The 12,579-nt window shown below is 37.1% G+C and carries 13 protein-coding genes; 8 read left to right on the top strand and 5 right to left on the bottom strand.

Annotated features, from left to right (window positions below):
• Positions 1 to 14 precede the first annotated feature (14 nt).
• A complete protein-coding gene (gene tilS / locus JI723_RS15695) occupies positions 15 to 1,364 on the top strand; it encodes a tRNA lysidine(34) synthetase TilS (RefSeq protein ID WP_070927369.1) in 1,350 nt (449 codons plus the stop codon).
• Positions 1,365 to 1,437: 73 nt separating this feature from the next.
• Here tilS and rof read toward each other — a convergent pair whose 3' ends face one another.
• The gene (rof, locus tag JI723_RS15690) at positions 1,438 to 1,701 is read right to left on the bottom strand and encodes a Rho-binding antiterminator (RefSeq protein WP_070927372.1); all 264 of its coding nucleotides are present in this window, start codon (positions 1,699 to 1,701) and stop codon (positions 1,438 to 1,440) included.
• A gap of 388 nt (positions 1,702 to 2,089) precedes the next feature.
• On the opposite strand from rof, the gene nlpE reads away from it, so the two are divergent.
• The 7 genes from nlpE to chbG all read left to right on the top strand — a co-directional run bounded on the left by nlpE (position 2,090) and on the right by chbG (position 8,494).
• Positions 2,090 to 2,746, top strand: coding sequence for an envelope stress response activation lipoprotein NlpE (gene nlpE, locus JI723_RS15685; protein ID WP_140180492.1), 657 nt, complete (start codon positions 2,090 to 2,092; stop codon positions 2,744 to 2,746).
• A 368-nt stretch (positions 2,747 to 3,114) separates the two neighbouring features.
• Positions 3,115 to 3,435, top strand: a complete 321-nt coding sequence (locus JI723_RS15680; RefSeq protein ID WP_070927402.1) for a PTS sugar transporter subunit IIB — start codon at positions 3,115 to 3,117, stop codon at positions 3,433 to 3,435.
• A gap of 97 nt (positions 3,436 to 3,532) precedes the next feature.
• Positions 3,533 to 4,891 (top strand): PTS N,N'-diacetylchitobiose transporter subunit IIC, encoded by a 1,359-nt coding sequence (gene chbC / locus JI723_RS15675; RefSeq protein ID WP_140180494.1) that lies wholly within the window; start codon positions 3,533 to 3,535, stop codon positions 4,889 to 4,891.
• Positions 4,892 to 4,926: 35 nt separating this feature from the next.
• Entirely contained in the window at positions 4,927 to 5,271 is a 345-nt protein-coding gene (chbA, locus tag JI723_RS15670) for a PTS N,N'-diacetylchitobiose transporter subunit IIA (RefSeq protein ID WP_070927378.1), read from the top strand.
• Between the two features lie 14 nt (positions 5,272 to 5,285).
• Entirely contained in the window at positions 5,286 to 6,131 is an 846-nt protein-coding gene (gene chbR, locus JI723_RS15665) for a transcriptional regulator ChbR (protein ID WP_404826938.1), read from the top strand.
• Between the two features lie 221 nt (positions 6,132 to 6,352).
• Positions 6,353 to 7,720, top strand: a complete 1,368-nt coding sequence (locus JI723_RS15660; protein WP_272580644.1) for a 6-phospho-beta-glucosidase — start codon at positions 6,353 to 6,355, stop codon at positions 7,718 to 7,720.
• Positions 7,721 to 7,732: 12 nt separating this feature from the next.
• The gene (gene chbG, locus JI723_RS15655; protein ID WP_272580643.1) at positions 7,733 to 8,494 is read left to right on the top strand and encodes a chitin disaccharide deacetylase; all 762 of its coding nucleotides are present in this window, start codon (positions 7,733 to 7,735) and stop codon (positions 8,492 to 8,494) included.
• A gap of 64 nt (positions 8,495 to 8,558) precedes the next feature.
• Here the strand turns inward: chbG and proS are convergent, their stop codons facing one another.
• The 4 genes from proS to JI723_RS15635 all read right to left on the bottom strand — a co-directional run bounded on the left by proS (position 8,559) and on the right by JI723_RS15635 (position 12,564).
• Entirely contained in the window at positions 8,559 to 10,277 is a 1,719-nt protein-coding gene (gene proS, locus JI723_RS15650) for a proline--tRNA ligase (RefSeq protein ID WP_070927387.1), read from the bottom strand.
• 122 nt (positions 10,278 to 10,399) lie between these two features.
• Positions 10,400 to 11,122 carry a tRNA (N6-threonylcarbamoyladenosine(37)-N6)-methyltransferase TrmO gene (tsaA, locus tag JI723_RS15645; RefSeq protein ID WP_319067371.1) on the bottom strand — a complete coding sequence of 241 codons (723 nt, stop codon included), beginning with the start codon at positions 11,120 to 11,122 and terminating at the stop codon, positions 10,400 to 10,402.
• A 7-nt stretch (positions 11,123 to 11,129) separates the two neighbouring features.
• Positions 11,130 to 11,534, bottom strand: coding sequence for an Rcs stress response system protein RcsF (gene rcsF, locus JI723_RS15640; RefSeq protein ID WP_070927390.1), 405 nt, complete (start codon positions 11,532 to 11,534; stop codon positions 11,130 to 11,132).
• Between the two features lie 208 nt (positions 11,535 to 11,742).
• Positions 11,743 to 12,564 carry a MetQ/NlpA family lipoprotein gene (locus JI723_RS15635; protein WP_070927392.1) on the bottom strand — a complete coding sequence of 274 codons (822 nt, stop codon included), beginning with the start codon at positions 12,562 to 12,564 and terminating at the stop codon, positions 11,743 to 11,745.
• Positions 12,565 to 12,579 lie beyond the last annotated feature (15 nt).

The raw sequence follows: 12,579 nt of genomic DNA, 5'->3' as shown, positions 1-12,579 counted from the left end.
AGAAGGTCTGAATAATGATGAAATCATCGCAAACCATCGTTGAACATGTATTCAACAAAATTGGTCATTTTAGAAAAATACTTGTTGGACTTAGTGGTGGTGTTGATTCAACGGTTCTACTTCACACGTTATATCAATTGAAACAGCAGCAACTTCCTGAACTAGAAATTAGAGCGATCCATATCCATCATGGCTTAAATAATAAAGCCGATGAGTGGGAAACGCATTGTTTGGAGTTATGTCATCAATGGGGAATTCCTTTTGTTTGTTATCGTGTTACGGTTGATCCCACTAAAAATGGTATTGAAGCTGCTGCTCGGGAAGCGCGTTACCAAGCCTATCGTGATGAACTTGCTGAAAATGAAATTATAGTGACAGCTCAACATTTAGATGATCAAGCTGAAACTTTCATATTAGCTTTGAAACGGGGGAGTGGACCCGCAGGGCTTTCCTCAATGCCCGAATCTTTAAATTTTAATGCAACAATTGGTCAAACGTGGCTATTGAGGCCTTTACTGGAAGTATCTCGCAATGATTTAGAAATATACGCGGCTAAAGAAAAACTTATTTGGGTTGAAGATGACAGTAATCAAGATGATCGCTATGACCGTAACTTTTTAAGATTGCGTGTTATGCCGACATTAGCACAGCGTTGGCCATATTTTGCAAAAGCAGTTTCACGTAGTGCGTCGTTATGTGCTGAGCAAGAAGCGTTACTTGATGAGCTATTACAAGATTCACTCGATGAAATGATGGACTATCGAGGCGGTTTATTTATTGATGGTCTACATGATTGCACGCAAGCAAAACGTAATGCGTTATTACGTCGCTGGATGGCACTGCATCAATTATCGATGCCACCTTTCAATCAATTACAGCGTATTTGGCTGGAAGTCGCATTGGCAAGGCAAGATGCGGAACCTATTTGTCAGCTCGGCAATGTCGATATTCGGCGGTATCAAGGAGCGTTGTGGATTGTACGTCGTATTAACAGCTTACTCGGGCAACAATTTACATGGCATTACCCGCAACCATTTATGTTACCTGAAGCGCTAGGCACTTTGAATGTTATGGTTGATGAAGGGCAAATTCGCCCGCCCATGCCAACGGAAAAGGTGACTGTACGCTTTGGTTTGCAGGGTACTTATAAAATTGTCGGTAGAATGCATTCCAGAAGCAGTAAGAAGATCTGGCAAGAATTAGGTATCTCTCCTTGGATGCGTGAGCGAACACCACTGATTTATTACAATGAACAATTGATTACTGCTGTTGGATGCTTTATTACCCCCGAAGGGTTGGTGGACAATGAGCAAGTGGGCGTTGCATTTCATTGGGACAAATTCGATGAATATCAACTTAAGTAGTCAATAAAATAAGAAGCCCCTTACGACAGGGATGTTCATAAGGGGCGCTGAAGGACTCAATAGTGTATGAGCTTTAGTGAGAGCTATCGACAACAATTGTGCCGATCTCAGGATGACTGAAGGTGTTGATGTGATCCAATCGAAGCTCTTTTGTGCCTTCTTGAGTCTCTAAAATGAGATACTCAACTTTTTTACGCAAGAGCAAATCGCTGGCTTTACCCTCGATGATTTCGCCGCCATGAAGTTTAATCTCAAGTTTTAACTGGCGCTGACAAGCGATTTCAAGATATTCGTAATCATCACAATTGATAGGTTGATATTCAGTATCTGTAGACATATTCCCTCACCACTGTGTTAGTGGCGGTTATTGCCGCCTTCGTCATACTTCGAGTTGTAGCATTATTGCTGGCGTTCACTCGCACTAGTCACCTATTGGTGTAGGCTCCTAGTGATTTGCTTACTTGCAGCCTAGCTATACCTCGAATTATTTAGAGTATATTTTCACTAAGCATCACATGCTTAATAGGATAATAGCACAGTAATTTTAAGAACAATAATCAGCGATGACTTAAATAAATAAATTCTTGTTCGCGAGTGACTCTATTTTGTTCAAGATGTCAGGAAAATCCGAAATATAGTCATGATAATATTTTTATTGGCGTAAAATGTTATCATTAATGTATAGACTAAAATTATAATAATGGAATGGTTAGGAGATAAAGGTAATGAAAAAATCACTATTATTAGCATTAATGGCGGCAGGTGTAGTAACACTCGCGGGTTGCCAAACAATAGCAAAACAACCTAACGTGACTTATATCGATAGAGCTTATACAGGAACATTGCCTTGTGCAGACTGCTCTGGAATTGAGGCAACATTACTCGTTAATCAAGATGGCACTTATGTAGAGCAATTGGTTTATTTAGATACCCGTGATGGTAACCAAACTTTTTATGAAACTGGCTCATGGGCAAAAGATGGTGAAAAATTGCGTATGACCAATGCGAATGGCGAACGCAGTTACTTCTTACCATCCGCAGATGATAAATCAATGATCCTTCTTGACCAAGAAGGTAACAAAATTGAATCGCAATTAAACTATACGTTAAACCAAGTAACCTCAACTAAAAAAGTGGGTGAATATCGTTATCTCGCAGATGCTGCGACTTTCACTGAATGTAAAACAGGTCGTACTTATAGCGCATCAGGTTTAGAGCTTGAAAAAGGTTATAGTGCGACAGGCGTAACAGGTGGAACACCTGTTTATGCTGAAATAGAAGGTTATTATACTATTCGTCCTTCGATGGAGGATGGTCAATTTGACCCAGCATTAGTGCAAACGGGGCAAATAATGTTTGATAAGTCGAGTTCTTGTAAATAAATTAATATTTTCTATATATTCTTATTTTAAAGCCGATTTCATATGAAATTGGCTTTTTTTGTTAAAAAACTACCAATTAATCCTTAAATAGAATATAAAATCAAATAATAACCATTAATGATACTCTCTAGTTGTTATTAATTGCTTGCTTATATTAATAAGTTATTTATAAGAAATGTGAAGAAGGTCATAGCTGTTGGTCAATGAGAAACAATTATAGATAGTGGTGAAATATTCATATTAAGGGGGATTACGTATACTCGATTCAACTAAAAGCAATCAAGGTTAAATTATAGAATATAAAAATATAATGATATATACGGCAGTTAATCGGTATTTAAAGCAGACGGATGAACGAGGGGTTTATTGTGGAAAAAAAGCTTATTTATTTGTTTTGCTCAGCTGGAATGTCAACATCTCTTCTTGTATCAAAAATGAGACAACAAGCTGAAAAATATGATGTTCCAGTTATTATAGAGGCATTTTCTGAAACACTTGTGACAGAAAAGGGAATTGATGCAGATCTTGTTTTACTTGGTCCTCAAATAGCATGGAAATGTTCTGAAATCCAGAAGCTCCTACCCACTAAGCCTGTAGAGGTTATTGATTCTGTACTCTATGGCAAAGTCGATGGATTGGGAGTACTAAAGTCAGCAGTAGCAGCAATAAAAAATAAATCTAGTCAATAAATATTAATTTTAAATAAATTAAATTCGTTATCTATTTGTTATGGTTGTCTTATTTCATACAAACAAGATATGTGATTAAAGTATCTAAGGATATTCTATGAATCATATGCTCACGTCACTTGAAAAGGTATTACTTCCAGTTGCTATAAAACTAGGAAATCAACCACATATAAATGCAATAAAAAATGGTTTTATTAAATTAATGCCTTTGGTATTAATTGGGGCATTATTCGTTTTGATAAATAACGTTTTTCTTAGCTTTGGTGAAGGTTCTTTTTTTTATTCTCTTGGCATTCATATTTCACCTGAAGCAATAGAATCTTTAAATAAATTTAAAGGGATTGGTGGTAATGTTTATAATGGTACATTAGGGATCATGTCTTTAATGACACCTTTCTTTATCAGTATGGCATTAGCAGAAGAACGCAAAGTTGATCCTATAGCCGCAGGGGTTATTGCTATTGCAGCATTTGTTACTGTTACTCCATTTGATGTGAATGGTAATTATGCAATAGGTGCAAATTGGTTAGGCGGTGCGAATATCATTTCGGGTATGATCATCGGCTTGGTTGTTGCTGAAGCATTTACGTTTATTGTTCGTCGTAACTGGGTTATTACATTACCTAGCACAGTACCTAGCGCAGTTAGTCGCTCATTCTCTGCATTAATTCCAGGTTTTATCATTTTATTGATTATGGGGGTTATTGCATGGAGCTTGGCAGGGATCACAACTAATTTCCATCAATTAATCATGGATGGTATATCAAAACCATTAGCTTCTCTTGGCGGCATTGTTGGATGGGCTTATACCATTTTTTGTACACTACTATGGTTCTTTGGTATTCATGGTGCTTTGGCGTTAACAGCGCTAGATTCAGGGATAATGACACCATGGGCGATAGAAAACGTGGCGTTATATCATGAATATGGCTCTGTTGAAGCTGCACTTGCAGCAGGGAAAACATTCCACTTATGGGCCAAACCCTTATTTGATTCTTATGTATTTCTTGGAGGATCAGGGGCTACTCTTGGATTAATTATTGCTATCTTCATTGCTTCACGCCGTGCTGATTATCGACAAGTTGCAAAACTAGGATTACCTGCATCAATATTTCAAATTAACGAGCCTATGGTATTTGGTATTCCTATCATAATGAATCCTATTATGTTTATCCCATTTGTTTTTGTTCAACCTATATTATTGGCGATCACTGTAATTGCCTATTATATGGGGATTATTCCGCCTATCACGAATATCGGACCATGGACAATGCCAACTGGATTAGGGGCTTTCTTTAATACAAATGGCAGTTTTGCAGCTTTACTTTTAGCTTTATTTAACCTTGGTATTGCAACGTTAGTTTATTTACCGTTTGTAATAATTGCTAATAAAGCCCAAGTGACGACGAATAAAGAAGAAAGCGAAGAAGAAACTAAAAAAGCATTACAGTTTTAATTGGCCGGTAATGTTTAATAATAAATGAGGAAGCTATGATTGATTTAGATAATAATGGAAATTTATCTTTTGATGATCTTGAAGAAATTGTTATGGGTCTCATTATTAATTCAGGTAAGGCAAGAAGTTTTGCTTATAAAGCGTTAGAGCAAGCGAAAAAAGGTCAATATCTTGAAGCTGCTGAGTTAATGGAACAATCAAAATTAGCATTGAGTGACGCACATAAAGTTCAAACTAAAATGATTGAAACTGATATGGGTGAAGGGAAAATTAAAGTGAGTTTGATTTTAGCTCACGCTCAAGATCACTTAATGAACACGATGCTAGCCAAAGAATTGGTAACGGAGTTCATTGAGCTCTATAAAAAAATAAACTCTTGATTAGGGGGTGTATGATGCAGCCAATAATAAGCACAAACAATTCTAATATGGATGTTAAAACTGTCTATGAAAATGATATTTTTAATGATAAGGATTTTCATGTGGTTATTTATAATAAAACAGAAAGTGCTACAGGGCTGCATCAACATGATTATTACGAGTATACGATTGTTCTTACAGGGCGTTATTACCAAAATGTTAACGGCAGAAAAGTGTTATTAGAAAGAGGGGAATTTGTTTTTTTACCTATTGGTTCAAATCACGAAAGTTTTTATGAGTTTGGCGCAACAAGAATTTTAAACGTTGGAATCAAAAAAACATTTTTTGAGGAGTATTTTTCACCTTTATTGCCTTCATTCTTTGTTGCTTCTCAATCTTATGCTTTGAAAAATGAATTTATGGCTTATATCGAATCAGTAATAGCTTCATTAAACTTTAGAGGAAATGAATTTAATGAATTTATTGAGATTGTTACTTTCAACGTTGTTAATCGTTTACGTCATTATAGAGAGAAAAAAGTGCAAGATGACACACCTCAATGGTTAAAAAATACAATTGAAGAAATGCATGAAATAGCGATGTTCAATGAAAATGCATTGGAAAACATGATTGCAATAACAGGGAAGTCTCAAGAGTATTTAACACGAGCAACAAAGCGTTATTACGGTAAAACGCCAATGCAAATTATCAATAGTATTCGAATAAATTTTGCAAAAAAACAACTAGAGATAACTAATTACTCTATAACTGATATTGCTTTTGAATCAGGTTATAGCAGTCCGAGTTTATTTGTGAAAAAATTTAAGGAAGCAACAACATTAACTCCGAGTGAGTATAGAAAGAGTTTACAAAGTGGCTAATATACTCGTCATATTTCAAGGTGCAGGGTTGTTGACTACGCTCAGCTAGCCGAGTCACATAGTTCATCTATGCTCCCCGTCTGTCACCTAGATGAATCTCGAATTATTTAGAGTATATAGATTAAATAAAGAAATTATATTATTTATTGTATTCCCTGTTTATATTTCAACTTAATTATAACTTACTATATCTAAATTTCATTAGTGAGGTCTGAACACACATGAGCAAAAAATTAAAAGTGGTGACTATTGGTGGTGGTAGTAGTTATACACCTGAATTAATTGAAGGCTTTATTAAACGTTATCATGATTTACCTATTAGTGAATTATGGTTAGTTGATATTGAAGAAGGACAGGAAAAGCTAGATATTATTTATGAATTAAGTTTACGGATGATAAAGAATGCGAATATACCACTTAAACTGTATAAAACATTAGATCGTCAGCAAGCATTAAAAGATGCAGACTTTGTGACGACACAATTTCGGGTTGGGTTATTAAAAGCACGAGAAAAAGATGAAGTGATCCCACTAAGTTATGGCTATTTAGGGCAAGAAACAAATGGTGCTGGTGGTTTATTTAAAGGACTACGCACAATCCCTGTCATTTTTGACATAATTAAGGATGTAGAAGAGCTATGTCCAGATGCGTGGATTATTAATTTTACCAATCCTGCTGGAATGTTGACAGAAGCTGTTTATCGGCACACTAATTTCAAACGTTTTATTGGTGTTTGTAATGTCCCGATTGGTATGAAAATGTTCATTACAGATGTATTAGGTTTAACAAAAGAAAACCAGCTATCGATAGATTTATTTGGTTTAAACCATATGGTATTCATTAAAAATATTACTGTTGATGGTGTTTCTCGATTTGATGAAGTATTGAATGGCATCATATCAAAGGCATATAGCACTAATTCAGTAAAAAATATTACAGGGTTACCTTTTGATAGTGGACTATTAAGTGCTTTGAAACTGATACCATGTTCATACTTACAGTATTATTTTAAACATAAAGAAATGTTAGTTATTGAAATGGCAGAGTTTTATAAAGAGGGCACACGAGCGCAAGTCGTACAAAAATTAGAAAAAGAACTTTTCGAGCTGTATAAAGATCCTGAATTAAAAGTAAAACCCAAGCAATTAGAGTCTCGTGGCGGTGCCTATTATTCAGATGCAGCCTGTGAAGTTATCAATGCTATTTATAATGATAAGCAAACGGAGCACTATGTTAATATTCCTCATTATGGCCATATAAATAATATTCCAGCCGATTGGGTGATTGAGGTAACCAGTAAATTAGGTCGTGATGGTGCAATACCGAGTGAAAGGATCACGTATTTTGACGAAAAAGTATTAGGATTGATTTATGCAATTAAAGAGTATGAAATAGCAACAACTCATGCAGCAATCAATGGGGATTTCAATGAAATTTTATTAGCCATGAATTTAAATCCTCTTATTAATTCCGATAATGATGCACGCCAGATGGCGAAAGATCTTCTCCTAGCGCATAAATATTATTTACCGAATTTTGCTGAAGCCATTAAATATATCGAACAGGAAAAAATTGTCTCTGGAGCTTAATAGGAATGGGATATGCCCTCTTTATTAATTATTAATGCTGATGATTTTGGATTATCTAAATCGGTTAATTATGGAATTGTTGATGCACACCGTTATGGTGTTGTGACATCAACGACAGCGATGATGAATATGCAAAATATTCAACACGCAGCGGAACTTGCCATCCAAGTACCCACCTTGGCGATAGGAATGCACTTTGTATTAACTACCGGTAAGCCTCTTACTGTAATGCCTACCTTAACCCGTGAAGGTAAATTAGGTAAATGGCTGTGGGAATTGGAAGCAGAGGGGCTATTACCTTTAGATGAAATAATGGCAGAGTTGAATGCTCAATATCAACGGTTTAATGATGTTTTTGGTCGCCCACCAAGTCATATAGATAGCCATCACCATATACATATGATTGCACAGCTTTTTCCATTAATTGCTGAATTTGCCAATCAAAAGGGAATACCCTTGCGGGTTTACCACGAACATAACAGTACTGAAAATATATTGAATATTCCTCGTAGTACTGATTATTTTTCACCTGATTTTTATGGTGAACCTAGTTCAGTTTCAGAGGCGCTGTTTTTGAGTATACTCGACAGATCAACAAAACAGGGATATCAATCTATAGAGATTATGTGCCATCCAGCATTTATTGATAACGATTTATTGATGAGTGGATATGCATATCAGAGATTGACAGAGTTAGAGGTTTTAACTGGAAAAGGGCTTAAGCAAGCAATTAGGGATAGAGGGTATCAGTTAGCAACTTATTTGGACTTATAATAAATAGCCCAACCTATTTGTCTTTAATATAAATAGGTTGGGCAAGTAAAAATAGCAGATTAAATTATTTGCCCAGTTTCTCTTTTAAGAAGCTGATAACATTATCTAAGCCAACAAGTGATTTTTCGTCACTACGGCGAGCTTTGTATTCCACTTGGTTATTGTCTAAATTACGATCGCCAATAACGATGGTATATGGCACCCCGATCAATTCCATATCAGCAAACATAACGCCTGGGCGTTCTTTACGATCGTCAAAAATGACATCAATACCCTGTGCTTTTAAGTCAGCGTATAATTTCTCTGCCACTTCTTTGACACGGTATGATTTGTGCATATTCATCGGCAAAATCGCAACGTGGAATGGCGCTATCGCATCAGGCCAAATAATACCGCGTTCATCATGGCTTTGCTCAATAGCGGCGGCAACAATACGGGTTACACCAATACCATAGCAGCCCATAGTCACGATTTGGTTATGGCCTTCTTCATTCTGAACAGAGGCTTTCATCGCTTCCGAATATTTAGTCCCTAATTGGAATATATGGCCAACTTCGATCCCGCGTTTAATGAGTAACGTGCCTTTACCATCAGGGCTTGGATCGCCTTCGACTACATTACGTAAATCGAATGTTTCTGGCTGCGCAAGATCACGTTCCCAGTTAATGCCAAAGTAGTGTTTGCCATCGATGTTAGCGCCAGCACCGAAATCACTCATCACAGCAACACTACGGTCAATGACCATTGGCAATGGCATATTCACAGGACCAAGAGAGCCTGGAGCAGCTTTAATTGCTGCTTTGATTTCTTCCTCTGAGGCAAATTCTAATGGGCTAGAAATCAGTGGGTGTTTTTCTGCTTTGACTTCGTTTAGCTCGTGATCACCACGGATCAGTAGAGCAACGAGTGTATGACCTGAATCCTTCTTAGCACGAACAATCAGTGTTTTAACTGTTTTTTCAATTGGTAAGTTAAACTGTTCAACTAATTCAGCAATAGTTTTCGCGTTGGGTGTATCAACTAAACGCATTTCTTCAGTTGGAGCCGCACGTGAAGTCAGTGGTGTAACGGCTTCTGCGAGTTCAATGTTGGCTGCAAAATCAGATTCAGTCGAGAAAACGATATCATCTTCACCACTTTGAGCTAACACTTGGAATTCATGGGAGGCACTACCGCCAATTGAACCTGTGTCAGCTTGAACAGGACGGAAATCAAAGCCAATACGGGTAAAGATTTTGCTATACGCTTCATACATTGCATCATACGTTTCTTGTAATGATTCTTGAGATGTATGGAAAGAGTAAGCGTCTTTCATGATAAATTCGCGTGAACGCATGATCCCAAAACGTGGGCGTACTTCGTCACGGAACTTAGTTTGAATTTGGAATAGATTCAATGGGAGTTGTTTGTATGAAGTGATTTCATTACGAATTAGATCAGTAATGACTTCTTCATGAGTTGGACCTAAAACAAATGGGCGCTCACCACGATCAGTAAAACGTAGTAATTCAGGGCCATATTGTTCCCAACGACCACTTTCTTGCCATAAATCTGCGGGTTGAACTACGGGTAAAGACACTTCAATTGAGCCCGCATTTTCCATTTCTTCACGGACGATATTCTCGACTTTACGTAGAACACGGACACCAGTCGGTAGCCAGTCATAAAGACCAGATGCAAGTTTACGGATCATTCCTGCACGAAGCATCAGCTGATGGCTGATAACTTCCGCATCAGCAGGAGTCTCTTTTAGTGTTGAGAGCAGATATTTGCTAGTACGCATTGTATAGGTTCCATTAGAACAACGGGTTATGGCGAATATATGTATTCGCCAAAATCAATCTAGGTTGCTAAGCAACATGATAAACGGTTAGTTTATCAGTGACCGAGCTTTGTCAAAAGGGGTTAAACGGTTTTTTCATAAGGTTCGATAGCGAATACTTCCGTCACACTATCAATAACTCGCCAACGAATATTAAAATCCAATAAGTGAACGGCGTAATCACGTTGTTCATTAGTACCATGCTTTTTATAGGCAGGTCGAGGATCTTGCATAAGAACTTGTTGAATAAATTCGCTAAGACCTGGATAGCTTTGCTGGTATTTGACTAAATCTTGCTGAACTTGAGGAAGAAAAATAACCTGCATATCATCTGATGGCGCATCTTGTGCAAAGCCGGCTTTTGCTGTTGCAATAGATTCAGCAAAAGGCAAATAAGGTTTGATATCAATAACAGGAGTACCATCTACCAAATCCAAGCTACCTAGCTCTAAAATAACTTGATTGTTTTTAACTATGACATTTTTTAATTCGATCAGCGACATACCAATAGGGTTAGGGCGAAAAGTAGAACGTGTCGCAAAAACCCCCATTTTTTCATTGCCACCAAGCCGAGGAGGGCGGACTAAAGGTTTCCAGCCTCCTTGCATTGTTTGATGAAAAATAAATAAAACCCAGATATGACTAAATTGAGTGAGTCCCCTCACTGAATTCGGATCATTATATGGTGAATGCAAATGTAGACGTCCCGAGCCACCTGGTACAAGCCCAGGTTGGCGTGGAATGGCAAACTTTTCTTTATAGGGTGATTCGATATGCCCTATAACATTACACTCGAATGATTGCATATAATTATTATTCAACAATTTGTATTGCGCTACCTTCACAAATTGTTGCTTGATAGCAACCGGGTGATGCTAAGGTCTGGCACTGATGTAGCAGTACAGCGTCAGCTGCAATATAAGCTGCTTGTGTTAACATGCTTTTTTTAGCCGTATTTAAGTTGGCGGGTGGGCTTTTGATACTTTCACGACACGATTCGCCAGAAACAACCCCTAAATCTTTAAATGGCATCCCTAATAACTCTTCAGGGCTATTCATTAATTTTACATTAGCGGTATTTGGTTCAGCGACTTTCTTTGGCACTGGTTTAGATAGCTTCATACTTGTGAAGCCTTTATTTTGGCCCTGATGAATGTATTGATTCATTCCACACCCAGCTAAAATAAAAGTAGCGAGGGTGAGCAATAACAATCTCATAAGTTTTTCCTTTCTTATAGTAGCTCTTGGGGAAATACAGTTGCTATGTGTTGTCTTTATACTGGTCGTATTTCAAGTCGTTGTCTGTGCTTAAAAACACGAATCGCCTAGACGCACCTTGAATTATTTATAGTATGTATAATGCAAAAAATACTAGGTGGCATTGCACCACCTAGTATATTAATCATTTTTTAACTAATAAAAAAGATTACCAACCTTTAACTGCACCACCATCAAAGACCTCATCAGCCTTCTTAGCTACTTCATCTGATTGATATGCTTGAACAAATTTCTTCACATTTTCATTATCTTTATTGTCATCACGAGCAACAATAATATTCACATATGGAGAATCTTTGTCTTCTACAAACAAACCATCTTTTGCAGGGGTTAATTTAGGCGTTGCACTACTTGCCCATGTCGTGTTGATGATAGCTAATGCAATTTTTTGATCATCAAGTGCACGTGGTAATTGAGGAGCTTCTAATTCAACAAATTTTAAGCCTTTTGGATTTTCAACAATATCCAAAATTGTTGGCATTAGGCCTGTACCATCTTTCAGTTTGATTAAGCCTTGTTTTTGTAACAGTAGCAGTGAACGGCCAAGGTTAGTTGGATCGTTAGGTAATGCCACTTGTGAGCCATCTGCCAGTTCATCGGCCGATTTAATTTGTTTAGAATAAGCTGCGATAGGGTAAATAAACGTATTACCTACAGGGGTCAGCTTATAGTTTCTGTCTTTAATTTGCTGATCAAGATAAGGCTTATGTTGGAATGCGTTTGCATCGATATCACCTTTACTTAATGCTTCATTTGGCAGTACAAAGTCATTGAAAGCAACTAATTCAACATTCAAGCCGTATTTTTCTTTTGCTACTTTCTGTGCAACTTCAGCAACTTCTAACTCTTTACCCATAATAACGCCAACTTTGATGCTATTTGGATCTTTTTCTTTTTGACCACAACCAGTAAGTGCTAATGTGCCTAATAGCGCGCCAACAACTGCGATAGATTTTAACTTAATAGACATAGATATACCCCTTAA

It is taken from the genome of Providencia manganoxydans (assembly GCF_016618195.1).
Taxonomy (GTDB): domain Bacteria; phylum Pseudomonadota; class Gammaproteobacteria; order Enterobacterales; family Enterobacteriaceae; genus Providencia; species Providencia manganoxydans.
Note: the sequence above shows the minus strand (reverse complement) of the source record. Positions and strands in the feature narration are given on the sequence as shown.